Annotated in this window: 18 protein-coding genes and 2 pseudogenes; 4 read left to right on the top strand and 16 right to left on the bottom strand. The window is 70.7% G+C overall.

What is annotated here, in order from left to right; genetic code table 11:
- Positions 1-29 precede the first annotated feature (29 nt).
- The 7 genes from ilvC to hisF form a co-directional block, all read right to left on the bottom strand.
- On the bottom strand, positions 30-1,049 hold the full coding sequence (ilvC, locus tag ACXDC7_RS12285; protein WP_459222833.1) for a ketol-acid reductoisomerase: 1,020 nt from the start codon (positions 1,047-1,049) through the stop codon (positions 30-32).
- 78 nt (positions 1,050-1,127) lie between these two features.
- A complete protein-coding gene (gene ilvN, locus ACXDC7_RS12290) occupies positions 1,128-1,679 on the bottom strand; it encodes an acetolactate synthase small subunit (RefSeq protein WP_179446119.1) in 552 nt (183 codons plus the stop codon).
- Positions 1,676-3,466, bottom strand: coding sequence for an acetolactate synthase large subunit (locus ACXDC7_RS12295; RefSeq protein WP_179446118.1), 1,791 nt, complete (start codon positions 3,464-3,466; stop codon positions 1,676-1,678). The genes ilvN and ACXDC7_RS12295 overlap by 4 nt, the downstream gene beginning before the upstream one ends.
- Positions 3,467-3,748: 282 nt before the next feature.
- Entirely contained in the window at positions 3,749-5,479 is a 1,731-nt protein-coding gene (gene ilvD, locus ACXDC7_RS12300) for a dihydroxy-acid dehydratase (RefSeq protein WP_459222317.1), read from the bottom strand.
- Between the two features lie 70 nt (positions 5,480-5,549).
- Positions 5,550-5,966: an HIT domain-containing protein gene (locus ACXDC7_RS12305; RefSeq protein WP_459222318.1), complete on the bottom strand. Its 417-nt coding sequence runs from the start codon at positions 5,964-5,966 to the stop codon at positions 5,550-5,552.
- Between the two features lie 61 nt (positions 5,967-6,027).
- Complete coding sequence (locus tag ACXDC7_RS12310; RefSeq protein WP_459222319.1) at positions 6,028-6,945, bottom strand: 2-hydroxyacid dehydrogenase; 918 nt, start codon at positions 6,943-6,945, stop codon at positions 6,028-6,030.
- The gene (gene hisF / locus ACXDC7_RS12315; RefSeq protein WP_179446113.1) at positions 6,942-7,718 is read right to left on the bottom strand and encodes an imidazole glycerol phosphate synthase subunit HisF; all 777 of its coding nucleotides are present in this window, start codon (positions 7,716-7,718) and stop codon (positions 6,942-6,944) included. The genes ACXDC7_RS12310 and hisF overlap by 4 nt, the downstream gene beginning before the upstream one ends.
- Before the next feature lie 33 nt (positions 7,719-7,751).
- Here hisF and ACXDC7_RS12320 point away from each other — a divergent pair, with 33 nt between their 5' ends.
- On the top strand, positions 7,752-8,465 hold the full coding sequence (locus ACXDC7_RS12320) for a FadR/GntR family transcriptional regulator (protein ID WP_179446112.1): 714 nt from the start codon (positions 7,752-7,754) through the stop codon (positions 8,463-8,465).
- A 46-nt stretch (positions 8,466-8,511) separates the two neighbouring features.
- On the opposite strand, the gene ACXDC7_RS12325 is transcribed toward ACXDC7_RS12320, so the two are convergent.
- The 7 genes and pseudogenes from ACXDC7_RS12325 to ACXDC7_RS12355 all read right to left on the bottom strand — a co-directional run bounded on the left by ACXDC7_RS12325 (position 8,512) and on the right by ACXDC7_RS12355 (position 15,284).
- Positions 8,512-9,501, bottom strand: a complete 990-nt coding sequence (locus tag ACXDC7_RS12325) for an ABC transporter substrate-binding protein (RefSeq protein WP_218843891.1) — start codon at positions 9,499-9,501, stop codon at positions 8,512-8,514.
- Between the two features lie 96 nt (positions 9,502-9,597).
- A complete protein-coding gene (locus tag ACXDC7_RS12330; protein ID WP_459222320.1) occupies positions 9,598-10,605 on the bottom strand; it encodes an ABC transporter permease in 1,008 nt (335 codons plus the stop codon).
- Positions 10,602-11,681, bottom strand: a complete 1,080-nt coding sequence (locus tag ACXDC7_RS12335; protein WP_459222834.1) for a sugar ABC transporter ATP-binding protein — start codon at positions 11,679-11,681, stop codon at positions 10,602-10,604. The genes ACXDC7_RS12330 and ACXDC7_RS12335 overlap by 4 nt, the downstream gene beginning before the upstream one ends.
- Positions 11,676-12,127, bottom strand: a pseudogene (locus tag ACXDC7_RS12340) (ATP-binding cassette domain-containing protein); the annotation flags it as partial. The gene ACXDC7_RS12335 and the pseudogene ACXDC7_RS12340, both read right to left, overlap by 6 nt.
- On the bottom strand, positions 12,120-12,998 hold the full coding sequence (locus ACXDC7_RS12345) for an amidohydrolase family protein (protein ID WP_459222321.1): 879 nt from the start codon (positions 12,996-12,998) through the stop codon (positions 12,120-12,122). The gene ACXDC7_RS12345 and the pseudogene ACXDC7_RS12340, both read right to left, overlap by 8 nt.
- Complete coding sequence (locus tag ACXDC7_RS12350) at positions 12,995-13,981, bottom strand: aldo/keto reductase (protein ID WP_459222322.1); 987 nt, start codon at positions 13,979-13,981, stop codon at positions 12,995-12,997. Before ACXDC7_RS12350 ends, ACXDC7_RS12345 begins: the two co-directional genes overlap by 4 nt.
- Positions 13,965-15,284 carry an enolase C-terminal domain-like protein gene (locus ACXDC7_RS12355; RefSeq protein WP_459222323.1) on the bottom strand — a complete coding sequence of 440 codons (1,320 nt, stop codon included), beginning with the start codon at positions 15,282-15,284 and terminating at the stop codon, positions 13,965-13,967. Before ACXDC7_RS12355 ends, ACXDC7_RS12350 begins: the two co-directional genes overlap by 17 nt.
- A 194-nt stretch (positions 15,285-15,478) precedes the next feature.
- On the opposite strand from ACXDC7_RS12355, the gene ACXDC7_RS12360 reads away from it, so the two are divergent.
- From ACXDC7_RS12360 to ACXDC7_RS12370, 3 genes are read left to right on the top strand one after another with little or no spacing between them, the layout of a single operon-like run.
- On the top strand, positions 15,479-16,246 hold the full coding sequence (locus ACXDC7_RS12360) for an SDR family NAD(P)-dependent oxidoreductase (RefSeq protein WP_459222324.1): 768 nt from the start codon (positions 15,479-15,481) through the stop codon (positions 16,244-16,246).
- A 33-nt stretch (positions 16,247-16,279) separates the two neighbouring features.
- A complete protein-coding gene (locus ACXDC7_RS12365; protein ID WP_179446107.1) occupies positions 16,280-17,764 on the top strand; it encodes a TldD/PmbA family protein in 1,485 nt (494 codons plus the stop codon).
- A complete protein-coding gene (locus ACXDC7_RS12370; protein WP_459222325.1) occupies positions 17,761-19,146 on the top strand; it encodes a metallopeptidase TldD-related protein in 1,386 nt (461 codons plus the stop codon). The genes ACXDC7_RS12365 and ACXDC7_RS12370 overlap by 4 nt, the downstream gene beginning before the upstream one ends.
- 69 nt (positions 19,147-19,215) lie before the next feature.
- Here ACXDC7_RS12370 and ACXDC7_RS12375 read toward each other — a convergent pair whose 3' ends face one another.
- Positions 19,216-20,754, bottom strand: coding sequence for a M20/M25/M40 family metallo-hydrolase (locus ACXDC7_RS12375; RefSeq protein ID WP_179446105.1), 1,539 nt, complete (start codon positions 20,752-20,754; stop codon positions 19,216-19,218).
- Positions 20,755-20,947: 193 nt separating this feature from the next.
- Positions 20,948-23,728, bottom strand: a pseudogene (locus ACXDC7_RS12380) (DEAD/DEAH box helicase); the annotation flags it as partial.
- Between the last annotated feature and the right edge of the window lie 7 nt (positions 23,729-23,735).

Below are 23,735 nucleotides of genomic sequence, written 5' to 3' on the forward strand. Positions count from 1 at the left end.
TGGGCTCCGGGCCCCGTGATCGGCTTCGCTCAGCGAGCGGCGGTGCCCTCGACGTAGTCGTCGTCGTGGCTCTTCACCCAGGCCATCAGGTCGCGCAGCTCCTTGCCGGTCTTCTCGATCGGATGCGACTCCGACTCCGCGCGCATCCGCTTGAACTCCGGCGCGCCGGCATCCTGGTCGTCGATGAACTTCTGGGCGAATGTGCCGTTGCGGACATCGTCGAGGACCGCCTTCATGTTTTCCCGCACGCGCGCGTCGATCACCCGCGGCCCGGAGACGTAGTCGCCGAACTCGGCGGTGTCGGAGACGCTCCAGCGCTGCTTGGCGATGCCGCCCTCATACATCAGGTCGACGATCAGCTTCAGCTCGTGCAGGCACTCGAAGTAGGCGACCTCCGGCTGGTAACCGGCCTCGACCAGGGTCTCGAATCCGGCCATGATCAACTGCGAGGCGCCGCCGCAGAGCACTGCCTGCTCGCCGAAGAGATCGGTCTCGGTCTCCTCGGTGAAGGTGGTCTTGATGCCGCCGGCCCGCAGGCCACCGATCGCCTTGGCGTAGGCGAGTGCCAGCGGCCAGGCGTTGCCGGTCGCGTCCTGCTCGACGGCCACCAGCACGGGTACGCCGCGGCCGTCGGTGTACTCGCGCCGAACCAGGTGACCCGGACCCTTCGGCGCCACCATCGCCACATCCACATTGGCGGGCGGCTTGATGTAGCCGAAGCGGATGTTGAAGCCGTGGCTGAAGAAGAGCGCGTCACCCTCGGAGAGGTTCGGCTCGATCGCCTCGGCATACACCGTGCGCTGGATGTGATCGGGCACCAGCACCATGATCACGTCGACCTCGGCGCAGGCCTCGGCCGGCGTCAGCACCCGCAGGCCCTGCTCCTCGGCCTTGGCCCGGCTCCGGCTGCCCTCGGGCAGCCCGACGCGGACGTCGATGCCCGAGTCGCGCAGCGACAGCGCGTGGGCGTGACCCTGGCTGCCGAAGCCGAGAATCGCCACGCTGCGGTCCGCGATCACGGACAGGTCGGCGTCGTTGTCGTAGAACATTTCTGCAGCCACGGTGGGTGCGCTCCTTCGGTATTTCCTGAACTAGTTGCTGAAACTTGTGGTGTCGCCGAGGCGACCCTACGCGCTCGCCGGGCGCAGCCGTTCGCTGCGTCCGGTCCGGTCGGTGATCGAACGCGCGCCGCGGCCGAGGGCCACCAGTCCGGACTGCACCAGCTCGCGGATGCCGTGCGGTTCGAGCATCCGCAGCAGCGCGTCCAGCTTCTCCGGGGACCCGGTGGCCTCGATGGTGATCGTGTCGATGGTCACGTCGACCGCCTTGGCACGGAAGAGCTGCACGACCTCGAGGATCTGCCCGCGCGCCTCCGGGGTGGCCCTGACCTTGACCAGGATCAGCTCCCGGCGTACCGCCCCGGACTCCAGCTCGACGATCTTGAGCACCTCGACGAGCTTGTTGAGCTGCTTGGTGAGCTGCTCCAGCACGCGGTCGTCGACGCTGGTGGCGACGGTGATCCGGGAGATCGCCGGGTCCTCGGTCTGGCCGACCGCGAGCGAGTCGATGTTGAACCCGCGCCGGGAGAACAGCGCGGAGATCCTGGCAAGGACGCCGGGCTGGTTCAGCACCAGCACGCTCAGTGTCCGGCTGTTCGGTGCACTCGTCGGTTCAGTCACAGTGCCTCGTCCTCCCACTCCGGCGCCATGTCCCTGGCGATCTTGATGGCGTCGTTGCTGGTGCCGGCTGCGACCATCGGCCAGACCATCGCGTCCTTGTGCACCACGAACTCCACGACCACCGGACGGTCGTTGATCGACATCGCCTGGTTGATCACCTCGTCGACCTGCTCGGGCGCCACGGCGCGCAGCCCGACGCAGCCGAGCGCCTCGGCCAGCTTGACGAAGTCCGGGATCTGGTTGGTCTTCAGATCCGTATTGGAGTAGCGACCTTCGTAGAACAGGGTCTGCCACTGCCGGACCATGCCGAGCGACTGGTTGTTGATCACGGCGATCTTGATCGGAATCCCTTCGACCGCACAGGTGGCCAGCTCCTGGTTGGTCATCTGGAAGCAGCCGTCGCCGTCGATCCCCCAGACCACCGCATCCGGCTGCCCGGCCTTGGCCCCCATCGCGGCGGGCACGCAGTAGCCCATGGTGCCGAGTCCACCGGAGTTCAGCCAACGGCCGGGAAGCTCGTGGGGCAGGAAATGCGCCGCCCACATCTGGTGCTGGCCCACACCGGTCGCGAAATAGGCCTCCGGCCCGGCCAGCTCCCCGATCCGCTGGATCACCTGCTGCGGCGACAGCGTGCCGTCGGCCGGCTCGTCCCAGCCGGTCGGATAGCGCTCCTTCATCCCGCGCAGCCGCTCCTGCCACGGCGCCAGGTCGGGCAGCTCGGTCCCGGCCAGCTCGTCGATCAACTGGCGCATCATCACCTTGACGTCGCCGACGATCGGGACGTCGGCGACCCGGTTCTTGGAGATCTCGGCCGGATCGATGTCGGCGTGCACCACCTTGGCCTCGGTGGCGAAGGTGGCCAGGTCGCCGGTGACCCGGTCATCGAAGCGCGCCCCGAGGGAGATCAGCAGGTCGCTGCGCTGCAGCGCGCCGACCGCGGGCACCGCACCGTGCATACCCGGCATACCGAAGTTCAGCGGGTGGCTGTCCGGCAGGGCGCCGCGGGCCATCAGGGTGGTCACCACCGGGATGCCGGTCAGCTCGACCAGCTCGGCCAGCTCGGCATAGGCCGCGGCCTTGACCACCCCGCCGCCGACATAGAGCACCGGGCGCGAGGACTCGCGGACCAGCCGGGCGGCCTCGCGCACCTGCTTGGCATGGGGCTGCGTGACCGGCCGGTAGCCGGGCAGATCCAGCTCCTCGGGCCAGGCGAATTCCGCCTCGGCCTGCAGCGCGTCCTTGGAGATGTCGACCAGCACCGGGCCGGGCCGGCCGGTGGCGGCCAGGTGGAACGCCGCGGCGATGGCGTGCGGGATCTCCACCGGATCGGTGACGAGGAAGTTGTGCTTGGTGATCGGCATCGTGATGCCGCGGATGTCGGCCTCCTGGAAGGCATCGGTGCCGATGGCGGCGCTGTTCACCTGGCCGGTGATCGCGACGATCGGCACGGAGTCCATGTAGGCATCGGCCAGCGGGGTGACGAGGTTGGTCGCGCCCGGCCCGGAGGTGGCCATGCACACCCCGACCTTGCCGGTCGCCATGGCGTACCCCTGGGCGGCGTGGCCGGCGCCCTGTTCGTGCCGGACCAGGATGTGCCGGACGGCCTCGGAGTCGTACAGGGGGTCATAGGCCGGCAGGATCGCGCCGCCGGGAATGCCGAAGACGGTGTCCGCGCCGACGAGTTCGAGCGCCCGTACCAGGGCCTGGGAGCCGGTGAGCCGCGTCGGGCGGGGCCGGGCGGGGCGTTCGGGCTTCGGAGCTGCTTCGCTCGCTCGGGTGTCGGACATCGTGGGCCTTTCTGACCGTTTCGCTGTTCGCTCGGGGTGCTGCGGTGCCGGCACCCTCCTCGGTGATCATCAGGTGCTTCGCCGGGACTCGTGATCCCAACAAAAAACCCCGCTGCCGGTGGGCATACGGGGTGGCGCGTCGGAGAGCTGGTGGTCTCAGCCGACACGCCTGACGATTACGAGGAGGATGCTGCGCACGAGGACACTCAACCGCGGCATCCCCCTCGTGTCAATCATCGGGACGGATTTTCCACATGTCGAGACGCGCGCGTCGTCATGCGGTCAGCCACAGACGGCTCCCCGGCTGGCGGACTGCACCGTGGCGGCGTACTTGCGCAGCACACCGCGGCGCGCTCGCTCCGGCGGCTCGGGAGCGGTCCAGGCCGCGCGGCGCCGGTCCAGCTCCTCCTCGGAGACGTCGACGGTGAGCGATCCGTTCGCGACATCGAGGGTGATGGCATCACCGTCGCGCAGCAGCGCGATCGGGCCCCCGTCGGCGGCCTCCGGCGCGATGTGCCCGACACACAGGCCGGTCGTGCCGCCGGAGAACCGGCCGTCGGTGATCAACATGACGTCCTTGCCGAGCCCGGCGCCCTTGATCGCGCCGGTGATCGCCAACATCTCGCGCATCCCCGGGCCGCCCTTCGGGCCCTCGTACCTGATCACCACGACGTCGCCGGCCGCGATCGTGCCGTCTTCCAACGCATCCATCGCCGCGCGCTCGCCATCGAAGACCCGCGCCGTGCCGTTGATCACCGACTCGTCGAAGCCGGCGCTCTTCACCACCGCTCCCTCGGGCGCGAGATTGCCCGTCAGGATGGTGATTCCACCGGAGGGATGGATCGGCGCATCCATCGCCCGGATGATCGTCCCGTCGATGTCCGGCGGGGCGATGTCGGCCAGGTTCTCGGCCACCGTCCTGCCCGTGACGGTCAGGCAGTCGCCGTTGATCAGGTCGGCGTCCAGCAGGGCCTTCATCACGACGGGTACGCCGCCGACCCGGTCGACATCGGACATCACATAGCGGCCGAACGGCTTCAGGTCGCCCAGGTGCGGGACCCGGCGGCCGATCCGGGCGAAGTCGTCGATGGTCAGCTCGACGCCCGCCTCGGTGGCGATCGCCAGCAGGTGCAGGACGGCATTGGTCGAGCCGCCGAAGGCCATCGTCACGGCGATCGCGTTCTCGAAGGCCGGCTTGGTCAAGATGTCGCGCGCGGTGATCCCGCGGCGGAGCAGCTCGACGACGGCCTCGCCCGACCGGCGGGCGATGCCGTCGCGGCGCCGATCGACCGCGGGCGGCGCCGCCGAACCCGGCAGCGCCATGCCGAGCGCCTCGGCGGCGCTGGCCATCGTGTTGGCCGTGTACATGCCGCCGCAGGCGCCCTCGCCCGGGCAGATCGCCTTCTCCACCTCGGTGACCTGCTCGCGCGTGATCAGGCCCTTGACGCAGGCACCGACCGCCTCGAAGGCGTCGATGATCGTCACGTCCTTGTCGCCGAGGCGACCGGGCAGGATCGATCCGGCGTAGACGAAGACCGAGGCGAGGTCGAGGCGGGCCGCGGCCATCAGCATGCCGGGCAGCGATTTGTCGCAGCCGGCGAGCAGCACGCTGCCGTCCATCCGCTCGGCCGCCATCACCGTCTCCACCGAATCGGCGATCACCTCGCGGCTGACCAGCGAGTAGTGCATCCCCTCGTGGCCCATCGAGATGCCGTCGGAGACGCTGATCGTCCCGAACTCCAGCGGATAGCCGCCCGCGGCGTGGACGCCGTCCTTGACCGCCTTGGCGAGCCGGTCCAGGGAGAGGTTGCAGGGCGTGATCTCGTTCCAGCTCGATGCCACCCCGACCTGCGGCTTGGCGAAGTCGTCGTCGTCCATCCCGACCGCCCGCAACATGCCGCGCGCGGCGGTCGCCTCGAGCCCGTCGGTGACGGTACGGGAGCGGGGCTTCGGGTCCACGCCGGCGGCGTTGCCTGGGGAATCGACGGCTGCGTCGGGCAGATCAACGGACATGGCACCACCCTAGACCCGTGCGTGACGATCCGGCTCCCGCGCCCGCAGGGTGACCCCGCATCCGGGCGGGTCAGGCCGTGAGCTCGGCGTGCACGATGTCGAGATCGTCGCCGGCGGCGAGATCGCGGTCGAACAGGCCGCGCAGGCCGGGGCGCTCGGCATAGCGCGGGATCAGGTGCACGTGGGTGTGGAAGATCTCCTGACCGGCGACCGGACCGGCCGAGGAGAAGATGTTCATCCCGGCGGGCTGCAGTCGGTCGCGCAGCAGCCGTGCCGTGGCATCGACGGCCGGTGCGATCTCCCCCAGCCCGGCATCGCCGGCCAGCAGGTCCGGCGCGTGCTCCCGGGGCACCACCAGGGTGTGTCCGCGATGGAAGGGGTTGATGTCGAGGAAGGCGATCGCCGCGTCGTCGGCATACACCTGCCGCGAAGGGATCTCCCCCGCGATGATCTTGCAGAACAGGCAGTCGGGATCGTGGGTGGCCATGCCCCATTCGACCACAACGCCGCCGGAGCCGACCCGCGGGAGTCAGTTCACGACGCAGGAGTCAGTTCACGACATTGAGCAGCGGCTCGCCGGCGGCGAAGGCACGCAACTGGGTACCGATCAGCCGCCCGATCCGGGGCGGGAACGATGACGCGGCCCCGCCGACGTGAGGGGTGAGCAGCACGCCATCGGTACGCCACAGCGGGTGCTCGCTCGGCAGCGGCTCGGGATCGACGACATCGAGCGCGGCCCGCAGCCGCCCCGATGCGGTCTCTGCCGCCAGGGCCGCGGTGTCGACCAGCGGCCCGCGTGAGACATTCACCAGCAGGGCCCCGTCGGGCATCCGGGCCAGCCGGGCGGCGTCGAAGAGCCGATCGGTCTGCGGGGTGTGCGGGGCGATCAGGAACACCACATCGGCGTCGGGCAACAGCTCGTCCAGCTCGTCGACACCGTGTACGCCCGGGCGCGCGCGGCTGGCCACCCGGGTGATCGACGCGGTCTCGAACCCGGCGAGCCGGGCCTCGATCGCCTTGCCGATGCGACCGTGGCCGACGATCAGGATCCGCTGATCGGCGATCGAGCGGCCCCACTGCGGATCCCAGGTCCCGCTCGCCTGGTCCCGGGCGTACTCACCGATCCGCCGCCCGCTGGCCAGAGCCAGCGCGATGGCCAGCTCGGCGGTCGCCGTGTCGTGCACCCCGGCCGCATTGCACAAGGTGACACCCTCGGGAATCAGGGGCGCGATGTTCTCATAACCCGCGGTCTGGGCCTGCACCACGCGCAGCGACGCCATCTCGCCGACCCGGTCGAGCGCCGTCGTGCCCAACATGTAGGGCAGCACGTAGAACTCGACGTCGCCGATGCTGTCCGGCCAGCCGCGGGCGGGCCCGCGGAAGAGGTCGATCTCGACCCCGTCGGGCAGCGGTCCGGCCAGCCGCTCGGCCTCCTCGATCGAGGCATACGGCAGCCAGGCCCTCATGCCTTGCTCCCGATCCGCACCTCGACCCCGGCGTCGGCCAGCGCGCGCTTCACCTCGTCGATCGAGAGAACCCCGTAGTGGAAGACGCTCGCGGCCAGCACGGCGTCGGCGCCGGCCCGTGCCGCCGCGACGAAGTCCTCGACCCGGCCGGCACCGCCGGAGGCGATCACCGGAATGTCCACCACCTCGCGGACGGCCGCGATCAGCTCGGTGTCGAAGCCGTCGGTGGTGCCATCGGCGTCCATCGAGTTCAACAAGATCTCCCCCGCGCCGCGTTCCGCGGCCTCACGCGCCCAGGCGATCGCATCCCTGCCCGCGGACCGCCGCCCGCCGTGGGTGGTCACACCGAATCCCGACGGCTGACCGGGCTCGCGCCGAGCGTCGACCGACAACACCAGCACCTGATCACCGAATCGCTGGCCGACCTCGCCGATCAGGTCGGGCCGCGCCAGCGCGGCGGTGTTGATGCCCACCTTGTCGGCACCGCTGCGCAACAACTGATCGACATCGTCGACGCTGCGCACGCCGCCACCGACCGTGAGCGGGATGAAGACCCGCTCGGCGGTCGCCCGCACCGTCTCGCGGGTGGTCGCCCGCTCCTGCGCGGAGGCCGAGATGTCGAGGAAGACGATCTCGTCCGCGCCCGCGGCCCCGTAGCCGGCGGCCAGGTCCACCGGATCCCCCGCGTCGGCCAGGTTCGCGAAGTTCACGCCCTTGACCACCCGGCCGTCGTGGACGTCGAGACACGCGATCACGCGAAGAGCCAACGCCATGGACGTGAGTCTACGTCGGCCTACACTGCGCGCATGAGTCTGACCGATGAGGCCGTCGCGAAGATCAGGCAGATGATCGCTTCCGGCGAGCTCGGCTCCGGTGATCGCCTGCCTCCGGAGAAGGAGCTGAGCGAACAGTTGGGGCTGTCGCGCGGTTCGCTGCGCGAGGCGGTGAAGGCGCTCGAGATGATCAACGTGTTGAGCGTGCGACGCGGTGACGGCACCTATGTGACCAGCCTGCAGCCCGCGATGCTGCGCGATGCGGTCTCGTTCATGGTCGAGTTGCAGCGCGATTCGTCGATCCTCGATCTGATGGCGGTACGCCGGGTGCTGGAGGCGTCGGCGGCCGCGCTGGCGGCGCCCCGGATCACCGAGGCGCAGGTTGCCGAACTGCGGGCCAATGTCGACGACGTGGACCCCGACGATGTCGAGGACGTGGTGGGCCACGACATGGCGTTCCATCACCTGATCGCGGAGGTCGGCGGCAACGGCTACCTGACCGGCCTGCTCGATGGTCTGGCGTCCTCGACCGTGCGGGCCCGGTTGTGGCGCGGGATCACCCAGAAGCGGTCGGTCGAGCGGACGCTGAACGAGCACCGCAGCATCGTCGATGCCCTCGCGATCGGCGACCCGCGGCTCGCCGAGTCGGCGATGATCGTGCACATCGGTGGGGTGGAGAACTGGATCCGGCGCGCCGTGCTCGACGAATCCGGCGCGGTGGCCGAGCCGTCCGGCGACGGGGAGTGAGCCCCGCCCGCCGCCGGATCGGTCGGATCCACCCGTAGAGCCGGGCTCACTCGTAGAGATTGGCCGCGATCTCCGGATCGTCGATGTTGTTCTTGTCGTACCAGTAGAACCCGGTGTCGACGAACGGTTCGACGGCCTCACCGCGGATCGCCTTCGCCGCGATCTCGACCGTCTTCTGGCCGATCCCGACCGGATTCTGGGTCACCGCACCGGCCATCACGCCGCTGCGGATCGCATCCGTCTGGGCCTTGCCGGAATCGAATCCGACGACCGTCAGGCCGCTCACGCCGGTCTCCTTGACGGCGTTCACGACGCCGATCGCCGAGCCCTCGTTGGTGCCGTAGATGCCCTTCAGGTCCGGGTTGGCGCTGATGATCGCCTTCGCCAGGTCGGTCGACTTCAACTGATCACCGCCGCCGTACTGGATGTCGACGATCTCCACGTCCGGCGCATTCTGCTTCATCCACTCGACGAACCCGTCGCGCCGGTCGCGTCCGCTGGTCGAGGTCTGGTCGTGCGCGATGACGGCGACCTTGCCCTTGCCGCCGATCAGCCCGGCCATGTTCTCCGCCGCGGCCGCGGCCGCCGCCGAGTTGTCGGTGGCGACGGTGCTGACGGGGATCTCCGAGTCGACTCCGGAGTCGAAGGCGACCACCGGGATCTTGCGGTCCTGGGCCTGCTGCAGCAGCGGCGCCGCCGCCTGGCTGTCGAGCGCCGCGACGGCGAGCGCCTGCGGATTGTTGGCCATCGCCGCATTGAGCTGGTCGACCTGCTGGGCGACATTGGTCTCGGTGTCCGGGCCCTCGAAGGTGATCCGGACGCCCTCCTTGGTGGCCTGCTCCTCGGCACCCGACTTCACGGCCTGCCAGAACTGGTGCTGGAAACCCTTCGACACGATCGCGACATAGGGCTGCTCACCCCCGGCCTGCCCGCCGGGCGCCGCGCTCTGGCCATTGCACGCCGCCAGGCCCAGCGCCACCACGGCCGCCGCCGCGGCCAGCAGTGTCGTCCGGCCTCGTCCTGCCATTCGTCCCATGATTCTCTCCTGACTCCTCTTCGAGTGCTGCGATTGGTCGAGTGCTGCGATTGGTCGAGTGCTGCGATTGGTCGAGTGCTCCGCTTGCTGGTTGGCTCACGCGTCGCCGGCCCGCCGACGACGGAGCATGTCGAGATAGACCGCCAGCAAGATGACGATGCCGACGGCGACGCGCTGCCATTCCTGGGGAATGGCCATGATCCGCAGGCCGTTGGTCAGCACGGCCATGATCAGCGCGCCGATCACGGTGCCGATCACCGAGCCCTTGCCGCCCTGCAGCGAGGTCCCACCGATGATCACCGCGGCGATCGCCTCCAGCTCGTAGCCCATTCCGAGTCCCGGCTGCGCGGACGAGAGCCTCGACGCCATCACCACCCCGGCCAGTCCGGTGAAGCCCCCGGCGAAGGCATAGATCGCGATCTTCCACAGCCGGGTGTTGATACCGGACAATGCGGTGGCGTCCTCGTTCGAGCCGATCGCGTACACATAGCGACCGAAGACGGTACGGCTCAGCACCAGATGGGCCAGCAGGGCCGCGGCGAAGAAGATCAGCACCGCATTGGGCAGATTGGGGATCACCTCGCCCATCGCGATCCGGTAGAAGTCCGGGGTGCGGGTGAAGTAGATCGGCTGGGTGCCGGAGATCACCAGGGCGAGCCCCTGGGCGACCATCATCATCGCGAGCGTGGCGATGAACGGCGGGACCCGGAGCAGCGAGATGATCACACCATTGATCAGTCCCATCAGTACGCCGGCCGCGATCCCGCCGAGCACGCCGACCAGCAGCGGCAGGCCGAGATAGGTGAGCAGGACGCCGGTCATCACCGAGCACAGCGTCATCCCGGTGCCGATCGACAGGTCGATCCCGGCGGAGATGATCACGAAGGTGGTGCCGAGCGCCAGCAGGCCGGTCACGGCGGCGGACAACAAGATGCCGCTGAGATTGCCCAGGCTGAGGAACTGGGGGCTGGCCACCGCGAAGAAGATCACCAGGATCAGCAGACTGGCGAAGGCCAGCAACTGCTGCACCGAGGATCGCCACCCACCCGGGCCGCGGGCCACCTTCGGCGGCTCGTTCGCCGTCGTCGACTGCGTTGTCGTCACTGGGTCACCTCCGTGGTGTCGGCGAGGAGCTCCGCCTCGCTGCGCGTCGCCAGTCTCATGATCTGCTCCTGGTCCGCCTCGGCCTGGCCGAGCTCTCCGGCCACCCGGCCCTGGGCCATCACCACGACGCGGTGGGCGAGCCGCAACACCTCGGGCAACTCCGAGGAGATCACCAGGATCGCCTTGCCCTGCCGGGCCAGCTCGTCGAGCAGCCGGTGGATCTCCTCCTTGGCGCCGACGTCGATGCCCCGGGTCGGCTCGTCGAAGATCAACACATCGGAGTCCTTGAGCAGCCAGCGGGCGATGATCACCTTCTGCTGGTTGCCGCCCGACAGGTTGCGGACGATCTGGCGTACCGACGGGGTACGCACTCGCAGCCGCTCGACCCAGTCGGCGGCGGCCGCGGCCGCCAGCTTGTCCCGGACCCAGCCGAGGCGGCTCATCCGCGGCAACGAACCGATGTCGATGTTGGCGGTGACGCTGCTCTCCAGCAACAGGCCGTAGCGCTTGCGGTCCTCCGACAGGTAGCCCACCCCGAGCCGCGCGGCCGCCGCGGGATCGGGGATCCGGACGGGGCGGCCGGAGCGCAGTAGGCCGCCGGCGGTGATCTTGTCGACGCCGACGATCGCTCGCGCGACCTCGGTGCGGCCGGCGCCCATCAACCCGGCCAGGGCGACGATCTCCCCCGGCCGCACCGCGAGGCTGACGTCGCGGATGTGGCGGGTGCTCACGTTCACCAGCTCCAGCGCCGGCGTACCGGTCCGTACCGGTTCGGGCTCGCGCGGGGCCAGGTCGAGCTCGCGGCCCACCATCATCGTGATCACATCGTCCAGCCGCGTGCCCGCCGTCGGGACCGAGCCGACCAGGCCGCCGTCGCGCAGCACCGTGATCCGGTCGGTGATCCGCTGCAACTCCTCCATCCGGTGCGAGATGTAGATCGCCCCGGTGCGCGGCCCGACGAAGTCGCCGATGATGGTCAACAACGCGTCGACCTCGGCGTCGTTCAGCGCGGCCGTCGGCTCGTCCAGGATCAGCACCCGGGCATCCACCGACAGCGCCTTGGCGATCTCGGTCATCTGTTGCCCGGCGACGCTGAGATCGCGCACCCGGGCGCGCGGCTCGAGCCGGATGCCCAACCGCTCGAGCAGCTCGCCGGCCCGCCGATTGAGCGCCGACTCGCTGAGCCAGCCGGCCACCCGCGGTTCGCGGCCGATGAAGATGTTCTGGGCGACCGTCAGGTCGGGCATCAGGTTGAATTCCTGGTGGATGATGCTGATCCCGAGATCGCGCGCATGCCGCGGACCGGCGATCCGCACCGGTCGGCCGTCGACCTCGATGTGCCCGAGTCCGGGGCGTAGGTACCGGCGAGCAGCTTCATCAGCGTCGACTTGCCGGCGCCGTTCTCCCCGACCAGGCCGAGCACCTCACCGTGGTCGAGTGCCAGGTCGACATCGTGCAGTGCCCGCACGCCCGGGAAGGACTTGCCGATCCCGCGTACCCGCAGCAGCGTTCCGTCACTCATCTCGGTCACCGATCCCGCGATAGGTACGCCGGGCCGTCCCGGCCCAGATCGCGGCCTGTTCGGTCACCGACAGCTCGCCGATCAGCTCGGCGAGCACCTGCCAGGTCGGGAGGTAGCCGCCGGCCGGCAGGCTCATCGGCCAGTCGCCGCCATACATCAGCCGGTCCGGACCGAATGCATCGAGGGCGATCTCGATCGCCGGCCGCAGGGTGGCCACGTCGTAGCGGGCTCCCGGGATGCGCAGCCCGGACAGCTTTGCCACGGCCCGGGGCGCGGCCGCGACCGCGCGCATCTCGCGCGCCCAGGTCGCGAAGTCGTCGCTGCCCGGCCCGGCGGCCAGCGGCGGCTTGCCGAGGTGGTCGATCACGACGGTCAGCTCGGGCAGGTCGGCGGCCAGCCGGGCGGCGGAGGCGAGATCACGCGGAAAGGCGTCCGGCACGTCGAGGGGCAGGCCGGCACCGGCGATCCGGCGCAGGGCCGAGCGGACCTCGGGCGCATCCAGCAGGCCGGCGCGCGGGTCGTCGTGGATCAACTGCCGGACGCCGACCAGCCGGCCGGCGTAGGTCTCGAGGTACTGCGCCGTCCGGGCCTCGTCGTCGATCGGCAGCCAGCCGACGACGCCGACGATCCAGTGCTGGGCGGCGCGCTGGCCGAGGAGGAAGTCGGTATCGGCCAGGGTGTCGTCGGCCTGCACCAGGATCGCCGACGCGACACCGACGGTGTCCAGCTCGGCCCGGGCCCGGTCCGCGCCGATCGGCCCGCGCAGCTCTTCCGGCGCCCCGCCCAGCCAGGCGTACCCCCCGCCGCGCGGGTCCCACAGGTGCAGGTGGGCGTCGATCACCTCGCCGGCCGGCGCGTTCGCGGTCGTCATCGAGCACCCGCCAGCTCGGCCCGCAACAGCCCCGCGGCGACCAGCTCGGGCCACAGCTCATCCGGCACGGTCGCGGCCATCCGGTCGACATTGCTGCGGGCCTGTTCGGGGCTCGCCGCGCCGACGATGACGCTGCCGATCGCCGGGTGGCGCAGCGGGAAGTGCAGAGCCGCGGTCGGCAGGTCCGTGCCGTGCCGCTCACAGACCTCGGCGATCCGGCGGGCGCGCTCGATCAGCTCGCGCGGCGCGGCACCGTACTCGTAGGGCGCATCCTCGGGCACCCGCGGGCTCGCCAACAGCCCCGAGTTGTACACGCTCACGGCGATCACCGCGACGCCGCGGCTCAGGCACAGCGGCAACAGCTCCTCGGCCGCCGGTTGTTCCAGCAGCGTGTAGCGACCGGACATCATGATCACGTCCAGATCGCCCGCGGCGACGAAGTCGATCAGCGTCCGGGTGCTCTTCGAACCCACGCCGACGGCGCGCACCTCGCCGTCCTCGCGGATGCCGGCCAGTGCCGGCAGCCCGACGCGCAGCCCGTCGGCCTCGTCGTTCTCGTCGGGGTCGTGCAGGAAGGCGAGGTCGATCTCGTCGATGCCCAGCCGCTCCCGGGAGGCATCGAGCGACCGGCAGATGCCGTCGCGGCTGGCGTCCCAGCGGCGCACCCGGCTGGCCGGCACGTCGAAGCCGTTGGCCAGGTCGTCGCCGACCGGACCGTCGACGGGGTCGAGCAGCCGACCGACCTTGGTGGACAGCAGGTACTCGGAGCGGGAGTGCTCGCCGAGCACGCGCCCGAATCGCCGCTCGGACAGGCCGAGCCCATAGTGCGGCGCGGTGTCGAACAGGCGTACCCCACCGTCCCAGGCGGTACGCAGGGTCGACTCGGCCGCCTCGTCGGTGACGGCCCGGAACAGATTGCCCAGGCCCGCGCCGCCGAGACCGAAGGCGGGCAGCGCCGGCAGCCTCTCAGCCGGCCCGGACACGGCTGTCCTCCGCGCGCCACTGCGGGCCGTCGGGGTAGGCGAAATTGCGCAGGCTCGACTCGTGCATCTCCGCCCCGGTGCCGGGGTCCGTCGGCGCGAGATAGCGGCCGTCGCGGATCACCACGGGGGTGACGAAATGCTCGTGCAGATGGTCGACGAACTCGATCCGACGCCCCTGCTGGCTGCCGCTCAGCGCGACATGGTCGAACATCGAGAAGTGTTGGACCGCCTCACACAGCCCGACCCCTCCCGCGTGCGGACACACGGGTACGCCGAACTTGGCGGCAAGCAGGAGGATGGCCAGGTTCTCGTTGACGCCCGCGACCCGGGCGGCGTCGAGCTGGAGCACCTGCAGCCCGCCGGCCTGCAGGTACTGCTTGAACATGATCCGGCTCTGGCACATCTCGCCGGTCGCGACCGGGGTCGGGGCCACCGCGCGGGCGATGGTCGCGTGGCCGAGCACGTCGTCGGGACTGGTCGGCTCCTCGATCCAGGCCAGCGGGCCGACCTTGGCCAAGGCCCGGATCCAGTCGATCGCCTCGTCCACGCCCCAACGCTGGTTGGCGTCGACGGCGATGCCGATGCCGGGCCCGACCGCCTCGCGGGCCAGGGCGAGCCGCCGGATGTCGTCGTCGAGGTCGGCACCGACCTTGAGCTTGATCAGGTCGAAGCCGGCCTCGACGGCCTCCCGGCACAGTCGCTGCATCTTGTCATCGGTGTAGCCCAGCCAGCCCGGGGTGGTGGTGTAGCCGGGGTAGCCCGCACGCAGCAGCTCCGCCTCGCGCTCGCGCCGTCCGGGCTCGGCGTCACGCAGCAGTTGCAACGCCTCCTCGGGGGTCAGCGCGTCGGTCAGGTAGCGGAAGTCGACCAGACCGACGAGCTCCTCGGGGCTCATCCGGGCCAGTAGCTGCCACAACGGCAGGCCCTCGCGTTTGGCGCGCAGATCCCACAGGGCATTCACCACGGCCCCGATGGCCATGTGCATGACGCCCTTCTCCGGCCCCAGCCAGCGCAACTGCGAATCGTGCACCAGCTCGGCCCAGGCGGCGCCGAGATCGGCCAGCAGCGGTTCGGCATCGCGGCCCAGGTAGCGCTCGCGCAGCGCCTCGATGGCACCGGCCACCACGTCATTGCCGCGCCCGATGGTGAAGACGAATCCGTGGCCGGAGCCACCGTCGTCCAGCCCGATCCGCAGGTAGGCCGCCGAGTAGTCCGGGTCCGGATTCATCGCATCGGAACCGTCGAGCAGCCGCGAGGTGGGGAAGCGGACGTCGATCACGTCGAAGTCGCTGATCAGAGCCACGTCGTGCCACCTCTCCTGCCGGATGCGGGGGTACGCTCCGGCGCGTACACCCGATGCCCGGCACAAACATCAGATGTATGGTGGCACACGATCGGCGATCCCGCCGCCGTGGGACGGCCGATGACTGCCAAACTGTTATCAACACCCGCTCGCACCGAGACCGGCACCGCACGTGCCCGGGACGGAGGATGATCATGAACCAATCGAGCACCCCGGGCCCCCTGCGCGGACTGGTGGCAGCGGTCACCGGCGGCGCGTCGGGCATCGGCGCCGCGATCGCCGATCGGCTCGCGGCACTCGGCGCGAGTGTGGCCGTGCTCGACGTGAACCCCGACGGCGCCGACGAGCGCTTCCTCGCCGTGGCCTGCGATGTCACCGACGATGGCTCGGTCCGTACCGCGGTCGAACGGGTGGGCAACGAGCTCGGCGGCCTCGACATCGTGATCAACAACGCGGGCATCGGCGCCCAGGGCACGGTTGCGGACAATCCCGACAGCGAGTGGCAACGGGTCTTCGACGTCAACGTCTTCGGCATGGCCCGGGTCAGCCGAGCCGCCCTGCCCTGGCTTCGGCGTTCCGAGCACGCGGCGATCGTCAACACCTGTTCCATCGCGGCGACGGCCGGGTTGCCGCAACGCGCCCTCTACAGCGCGTCGAAGGGAGCCGTCCTCTCGCTCACCCTGGCGATGGCCGCCGACCACGTACGCGAGGGAATCCGCGTGAACTGTGTCAATCCCGGCACCGTCGACACTCCGTGGATCGGCCGCCTGCTGGACAGCGCGGCCGACCCGGCCGCCGAGCGGGCCGCCCTGGACGCCCGCCAGCCGACCGGTCGCCTGGTCAGCGCACCCGAGGTGGCGGAGGCCGTCGCCTATCTGGCCTCCCCCGCCGCCGGCGCCACCACCGGGACCGCCCTCGCGGTCGACGGCGGGATGCAGGGCCTGCGCCTGCGACCGCAGTGAGCGCGCCGCCGGCCGGGACGCTACGCTCGCCCGATGCCGCTTGATCAACTCCCCGTGGACGCGCTCGCCGACGCAGCGCTGCAGCGCGCCACCGAGCTGGGCGCCCGGCATGCCGACGTGCGGATCGAGAGCTCGCGCAGCCTGCACCGCCGACTGCGCGACGGGCGTACCGAATCCGCGACGAATTCCGTGACCGCCGGGATCGGCGTCCGGGTGATCGTGGACGGGGCCTGGGGCTTCGCCGCGGACAGCAGCCTGGACACCGGCGCGGCGGCCCGCGTGGCCGAGCGGGCCGTGGCCATCGCCCGCGCATCGGCGCCGCTGTCCGTTCCGGTCGAGCTGGCAGCAGAGCCGGCCCACCCCGACGGCCGCTGGCGCTCCGCCTTCCGGCTCGACCCGTTGGACGTCTCCGACGACCTGATCACCGACCGGCTGGTCGAACTGTCCGGGGCGCTGCTGGGCGGCCGCGGTGTCGATCATGCCGACGCCTCGTTGCTGGCGGTGTCGGAGGAGAAGTTCTATGCCGACCTGGCCGGGACCCGCACCCGCCAGCACCGGGTGCGCACGGTGCCGTCGTTCACCGCGACGACGATCGGTGATCATGGCTTCGCCACCATGCGCACCCTGGCGCCGCCGGCGGGCCGCGGCTGGGAGTATCTGCTCGGCGACGGGTGGGACTTCGACGCGGAGATCGCCGAGCTGCCCGAACTGCTTGCCGAACATGCGGTCGCCCCGAGCGTCGAGCCGGGTCGCTACGACCTGGTGATCGACCCGACCAATCTGTGGCTCACCATCCACGAGTCCGTCGCGCATGCGACCGAGCTGGACCGCGCGCTCGGCTACGAGGCGGCCTACGCGGGCACCTCGTTCGCCACCCCGGACCAGCTCGGCACCCTGCGCTACGGCTCGCCGGTGATGAACGTGACCGGGGACCGCACCACCGAACACGGCCTGGCGAGCGTCGGCTGGGACGACGAGGGGGTCGCCGCAACCGAGTTCGACATCATCCGCGACGGCACGCTGGTCGGCTACCAGTTGAACCGGCAGATGGCGCCCCTGCTCGGGCTGCCCCGATCCAACGGCTGCGCCTATGCCGACTCCCCCGGGCACATCCCGCTGCAACGGATGCCGAATGTCTCGCTGCAGCCGGCAGCGGACGGCCCCGACACCGCCGGGCTGATCGCCGGCGTTTCCGACGGGATCTATGTGGTCGGCGACAACTCGTGGTCGATCGACATGCAGCGCTACAACTTCCAGTTCACCGGGCAGCGCTTCTTCCGGATCCGCAACGGGCGCCTCGCCGGACAGCTCCGCGACGTCGCGTACCAGGCGACCACCACCGAGTTCTGGCGCTCGCTGGAGGCGGTCGGCGGCCCGCAGACCTGGCTGTTGGCGGGCGCCGCCAACTGCGGCAAGGGCCAGCCCGGCCAGGTTGCCCCCGTCTCGCACGGCTCGCCGAGCGCGCTGTTCCGCGGGGTGAACGTCCTGAACACCGTGACGGAGGGTGGTGCAGCATGAGCGCCGCGCAGTGGGTCGAGGAAGCCCTCGCGGGGGCCGAGGGCGACGCCGTGCTGATCGTCGAAGACATCGGCCAGGTGAATCTGCGTTGGGCGAACAATGCGCTGACCACCAACGGGGTGCTGCACGAATCGCTGGCCACGGCCCACGCCTTTGTCAGCGGCACCCGGGGAGTGGCGGCCGGCTCGGCGAGCGGTCCGGTCGGCTCCGCGGCCGACTGCGCCGACCTGCTGGGCCGGGCGCGAGCCGCCGCGCTCGCCGGGGCGCCCGCCGACGATGCGACCGAGCTGGTCGACGGCGGGCGCGACGCCGACTTCGCCGAGCCGGCGCCGCTCACCGATGCCGCGGCCCTGGACGGCGTACCCGAGGCGCTGGCGTCGGCCTTCGCCCGGGCCGCGGAACGTGATCATCTGCTGTTCGGGTTCGCCGAGCTGATGGTCACCACGACCTGGCTCGGCGCCAGCACCGGCACCCGGCGCCGGCACGTCCAACGATCCGGGCGGATCGAGATCAATGCCAAGCAACCGGACATGATCGCGTCGGCCTGGACCGGCCGGCACGTTCGCGACTTCGCCGATGTCGATGTCGCCGCGATGCACCAGGAGTTGATCAGGCGCCTCGGCTGGTCGGCGAACCGGATCGACCTGCCCGCCGGCCGGTACGAGGCCGTGCTGCCGCCCTCGGCCGTCGCCGACCTGATGATCTACCTGTCGTGGAGTCTGTCGGCCCGCGATGCGGCGCAGGGGCGCAATGTGTTCGCCGCGGCGGACGGGCGCACCCGGGAGGGCGAGCGACTGGCCGCGCTGCCGGTATCGCTGGTCAGCGACCCCGCGTACCCGGGGCTGCAACGCGCGCCGTTCGCGATCGTGCACGCCACCTCGGGCGCCGAGCAGTCGATCTTCGACAACGGGGCGCCCGTGGGCCGCGTCGAGTGGCTGCGCGACGGCGTCCTGACCGCCCTGGCCCGGGACCGCGCCCTGGCCGCCGGTGAGGGTGCGGCGGCCGGGCCGTTCGCCTTCCCCACCGAGAACCTGATCATGGACGCCGGCGGGAGCGATGATCTTGAGGCGATGATCGCCCGCACCGAACGCGGACTGTTGCTGACCTGCCTGTGGTACATCCGCGAGGTGGACCCGGAGACCCTGCTGCTGACCGGGCTGACCCGCGACGGCGTCTACCTGATCGAGAACGGCGAGGTGGTCGGCATGGTGAACAACTTCCGGTTCAACGAGTCACCCGTCGCGCTGCTCGGCCGGATCAGCGAGGCCGGCCGCGCCGAGCCGGCGCTGCCCCGGGAGTGGCAGGACTGGTTCGCCGACGCCGTCGCGCCGCCGGTCCGCGTACCCGATTTCAACTTCTCCACGGTCTCCGACGCGCACTGACCGGCGAACCCGGCGGACCTGCGCGGGGCCCGGTCGGTCGACCGGGCCCCGCCGAACCGTCAACCCCGGTCAGGATGCCGCGAGGTGCGGAGCCGCCTGGGCGCCGACCTTCTTCGCCTTGCCCTGGTTGCCGGGCTTGATCTTGCCGGACTTGCCGGGGCTGGTCTCGCCGTTGACCATCGAGGTGTCGTAGGCGAAGACGATCGCCGCATGGGCCATGGCCTTGGTGTTGATCGCGATCGCCTCCGGGTTGATGTTGTCGATGTCGTCGGCGGCGGTGTGATAGTTCGGGTCGTACAGGAGGCCCGCGGTGCCACCGAACAGCTCGACCTCCTCGGGCGTCTTCACGCCGTCGGCGCCCGTGAACAGCCCCGAGGACGGTACGCCGTTGTCGATGAACGGCTGGTAGTCCGACCGCCCCGAGAACTCGGTGTCCACCCAGGGCTGGTCCACGCTGTCGTAGTAGTCGGTGAACACCTTCTCCACGGCGGCCGAACCCTCCGGCACGGGTACGGGCGCCGGGTAGGTCGACTGGTCTGCGTCATAGACGCCGATGATGTAGTTGGGCGAACCCACCATGTCGTAGTTCAGGTACAGCGCGATGTCGCCGAGCGCCTGCGGGTCGTTCTCCACCAGATCGTTGACATAGTGGCGCGCGCCCACCAGCCCGCGCTCCTCCGCGCCCCAGAAGGCGAACCTGATCTTGTTGTTGACCTTGTTGACCTTCGCCATCTGCACCGCGGTCTCGAGGTTCGCGGCCGCGCCCGAGCCGTTGTCGCTCATCCCGGGCCCCTCCTGCGCGCCGTCGAGATGCGAGCCGATCATCACCACATTGTCGTCGCGACCGGTCGTTGTCTCGGCCAACACGTTGAAGGTCTCGCGCTCCTCGACGAGCGACTGCAGGTTGAAGGTGACGACCACGGGACCGGCGGCCGCCTCGGCCGCGAGCGCCTGGCCGTCGTCCTGGGTGATCCCGGTGGTCGGCACGTACCCCTCGTTCGGCGCGCTGAGCGTGCCGTTCAGCATCCCGGGCTCGTTGTTGTAGATGATCAACGCACTCGCCCCCGCCTCGCCGGCCGCCAGCGACTTCTGGCTGAACGAACAGGCGCCGCGGCTGACCAGGGCGATCTTGCCGGTGGCGTCGGTGTCACCCCACTCCGAGGCATCGCATCCGGTCACGGTGGCGGGCTGGACCAGCTCGCCGGTGATGCCGCCGACCGGGGTGTCGGGCCCGTAGCTCATCGGGCGCTGGTCGATCGATCGCGCGGTCGGTGACACCTCCTCCAGCGAGGTGGTGGTCTCGGTGTAGGTGAAGCTGAAGGGCTGGCGCCAGGTCTGATAGCCCGCCGCCTGCAGGGTCCGCTCCACATAGCGCGCGGACTCCTCGTAGCCGGACGTACCGGCCGCCCGGTTGCCGCCGTTGGCGTCGGCGATCGCCTGGAACTGCTCCAGGTGACCCATCACCGCCTCGGCGGTGACCGCCTTGGTGAACTTCTTCGGGTTGTTCGGGTTGCCCCCCGGGGCCGCCGTCGCGGGCGGCACCGAGACCGCGGCGAGCGCGATCGCCGCCGTCGCGGCCAGCACCGCGCTTCCTGGTTGAATCTTCATGAGTCTCCTCCGGTTCGACCCGGGCGGATCACACCCGGGCCAGACGTGATGTGTGTCACAGTGTGGCGGCAACCTACCCAGCCCGGAGGCGGCTGTCAGGCGATTGGCGCGCTCAGCTCCGGCCGGGATCGGTACGCCGGGGCGCGAACGCCTCGTCGGCGAGGTCCTCGTCCAGTCCCTCATCGGCCTCGACGTCCTCGGCGGTGAAGTCGACCACCCCGCGCCGCATGGCCCCGACGGCCCGGCGCGCGGCGTCGCGGACCGCGGTATTGCCGAGCTGCCCCGCCGCATTGCCGATCTGGTCGGCGAAGTCGATCACCTGGCGTACCCAACGGACGAAGTCGCCGGCGGTCAGCCCGGATTCGCCGAGCACGCTGGCCAGGCCGGCGCCCGAGGCCCAGGCATGCGCGGGGCCGGCGAACCCGGCGTCGGGATCGGGGCCGCGCTCCAGTCGGGCATCCCGCTCCGCCAGCGAGACGCGCCGATGAATCCGCCACACCTCGTCAATGGCGGCCTGCGCCGCCGCGTCGGCCACGCGCCAGACCGGACGGCGATCGTCGCTGCGCCGGGCCTCGTAGACCAGGCTGGACAGCACGGCGGCAAGCTGGGCGGGATCGAGATCGTCCAGCACGCCGGCGCGCAACACCTCGGCGGCGACCAGGTCCAGCTCGTTGTAGATCCGGGCCAGCATCCGGCCCTCCCGGGTCACCTCGTCACCGTCGAGATAGCCGTGCGACTCCAGCACCCGGCAGATCCGGTCGAAGCGGGTCGCGATCGTGTTGGTCCGCGTCTGCATCCGCCCCCGGAGCTTGGCGTTCTCGTCCTCCAGCCGCAGCGCGCGTTCGGCCCACCGGGCGTGGGCCTCGCGGTCGGGGCAGCCATGGCACGGGTGGGCGCGCAGCTCGGCGCGCAGCTCCTCGATCCGCGCGGCCACCTCCGCGTCCATCGCGCCGGGCCGGAACCGTTCGGGGGTGGCGTCGATCTCCGCCAGCCGGGCATCCATCGCCGCGCCCAGGCTGCGCCGGGAATGCGAGTCGCGCGGGGAGAACCGCTTCGGCACGCGGACCCGGCTGACCGGTTGCACCGGCACCGCGAAGTCGGCCAGGCCGAGCCTGCGGACCTGCCGGTCCTGGCCCAGCACGAGCGGGCGCGGCCCCTGGCGGTCGTCGCCGACCCCCGGTTCGATCACCACGGACCAGCCGCCGTGCCGCCCGCTCGGCACCCAGACGATGTCGCCCGGCCGCAACGCCTCCAGCGCGACCTGGGCCTCCGCGCGCCGATCGCTGCGCCGACTGCGCGCGGCCTGCGCCTCCAGCGTGGAGATCTCCTCGCGCAACCTGGCATAGGAGGCGAAGTCGCCACGCTCGCAGGCGGCGCGCTGCCACAACTCGGCCGCGGCCTCCTCGTTGCGGCTCACCCTGCGCGCGAGCCCGACCACCGAGCGGTCGGACTGGAACTGCGCGAAGCTCTGCTCCAACAGGCTGCGCGCCCGGTCCCGGCCGACGGCGCCGACCAGGTTGACGGCCATGTTGTAGGTCGGCGCGAAGCTCGATCGCAGCGGATAGGTACGCCGCGACGCCAGGCCCGCCACCGCCCGCGGGTCGAACCCCGGCTGCCAGAGCACCACCGCATGCCCCTCGGTGTCGATCCCGCGCCGACCGGCGCGGCCCGTGAGCTGGGTGTACTCCCCCGGCGTGATGTCGACGTGGCTCTCGCCGTTGAACTTGACCAGCTTCTCCAACACGACGCTCCGGGCCGGCATGTTGATGCCGAGCGCCAGCGTCTCGGTGGCGAAGACGACCTTGATCAGCCCGCCGACGAAACACTCCTCGACGCACTCCTTGAGCGCCGGCAGCATCCCGGCGTGGTGGGCGGCGATGCCGCGCAACAGGGCGTCGCGGAACTCGCCGTAGCCGAGCGCGGCCAGATCGGCCTCGGACAGGCCGGCGATGTGCCGGTCGGCGATCGCGGCGATCCGCGCCTTGTCCGCGCGCGTGGTCAGGTCGACCCCGTCGTGCAGCAACTGCCCGACGGCAGCGTCGCAGCCGGCCCGGGAGAAGATGAAGACGATCGCCGGGAGCAGGTTGTCGCGGCGCAGCGCCTCGACGACATCCCCTCGGCGCGGGATCTGGAACCGCTTCGGCACCTTGGCCCGGTGATCTCGGTGCGCACCCCCGCCGTAACCGGAGCGCCGCCCGCTCTTGCCGCGTCCCGACCTGCCCCGCGGCCGGCGGGCGTCGTCGCGGACCAGCCTGGACTCCTCCTTGGCGAAGCGCACCAGCGCCGGATTGACATCGTGCCGGGCCGCGGCGACGGGCTCCGCCGCGGCCGTCGGCGCCTCGTCGGCGAAAAGATCATGCAGCTCGCGGCCGACCATCACGTGCTGGTACAGGGGCACCGGGCGGCGCTCGGAGACCACGATCCGGATGTCACCGCGTACCTCGTCGAGCCAGTCACCGAACTCCTCGGCGTTGCTCACCGTCGCCGAGAGCGCAACCAGTTGCACCGAGTCGGCGAGCCCGATGATCACCTCCTCCCAGACCGAGCCGCGGAACCGGTCGGCGAGATAGTGCACCTCGTCCATCACCACAAAGCCGAGATTGTCCAGCGCCGCCGACCGGGCATAGATCATGTTCCGCAACACCTCGGTGGTCATCACCACCACCGGAGCGTCGGCGTTGATCGAGGAGTCCCCGGTCAGCAGGCCGACCCGGTCGGCGCCGTGGCGGCGGACCAGGTCGTGGAACTTCTGGTTGCTGAGGGCCTTGATCGGCGTCGTGTAGAACGCCTTGCGGCCCTGCTCCAGCGCCAGCTCGACCGCGAACTCTCCGGCCACCGTCTTGCCGGCACCGGTCGGCGCCGCGACCAGTACGCCGGCACCGGCCTCGATGTGATCGATCGCCTCGCGCTGGTAGTCGTCGAGCTCGAAATCGAAGGACTCGGCGAACCGCTGTGCTGTCGAGGTCCGGGCCATGCCGCCC

Source organism: Naumannella huperziae (assembly GCF_054073625.1).

What these genes read in the sequence shown, in the direction of transcription:
- ilvC (WP_459222833.1), bottom strand. Translation starts at nt 1,049, where the DNA reads ATGTTCTACGACAACGACGCCGACCTGTCCGTGATCGCGGACCGCAGC.
- ACXDC7_RS12295 (WP_179446118.1), bottom strand. Translation starts at nt 3,466, where the DNA reads ATGTCCGACACCCGAGCGAGCGAAGCAGCTCCGAAGCCCGAACGCCCC.
- ilvD (WP_459222317.1), bottom strand. Translation starts at nt 5,479, where the DNA reads ATGTCCGTTGATCTGCCCGACGCAGCCGTCGATTCCCCAGGCAACGCC.
- ACXDC7_RS12305 (WP_459222318.1), bottom strand. Translation starts at nt 5,966, where the DNA reads ATGGCCACCCACGATCCCGACTGCCTGTTCTGCAAGATCATCGCGGGG.
- ACXDC7_RS12310 (WP_459222319.1), bottom strand. Translation starts at nt 6,945, where the DNA reads ATGAGGGCCTGGCTGCCGTATGCCTCGATCGAGGAGGCCGAGCGGCTG.
- hisF (WP_179446113.1), bottom strand. Translation starts at nt 7,718, where the DNA reads ATGGCGTTGGCTCTTCGCGTGATCGCGTGTCTCGACGTCCACGACGGC.
- ACXDC7_RS12320 (WP_179446112.1), top strand. Translation starts at nt 7,752, where the DNA reads ATGAGTCTGACCGATGAGGCCGTCGCGAAGATCAGGCAGATGATCGCT.
- ACXDC7_RS12325 (WP_218843891.1), bottom strand. Translation starts at nt 9,501, where the DNA reads ATGGGACGAATGGCAGGACGAGGCCGGACGACACTGCTGGCCGCGGCG.
- ACXDC7_RS12335 (WP_459222834.1), bottom strand. Translation starts at nt 11,681, where the DNA reads ATGACCGAGATCGCCAAGGCGCTGTCGGTGGATGCCCGGGTGCTGATC.
- ACXDC7_RS12345 (WP_459222321.1), bottom strand. Translation starts at nt 12,998, where the DNA reads ATGACGACCGCGAACGCGCCGGCCGGCGAGGTGATCGACGCCCACCTG.
- ACXDC7_RS12360 (WP_459222324.1), top strand. Translation starts at nt 15,479, where the DNA reads ATGAACCAATCGAGCACCCCGGGCCCCCTGCGCGGACTGGTGGCAGCG.
- ACXDC7_RS12365 (WP_179446107.1), top strand. Translation starts at nt 16,280, where the DNA reads ATGCCGCTTGATCAACTCCCCGTGGACGCGCTCGCCGACGCAGCGCTG.
- ACXDC7_RS12370 (WP_459222325.1), top strand. Translation starts at nt 17,761, where the DNA reads ATGAGCGCCGCGCAGTGGGTCGAGGAAGCCCTCGCGGGGGCCGAGGGC.
- ACXDC7_RS12375 (WP_179446105.1), bottom strand. Translation starts at nt 20,754, where the DNA reads ATGAAGATTCAACCAGGAAGCGCGGTGCTGGCCGCGACGGCGGCGATC.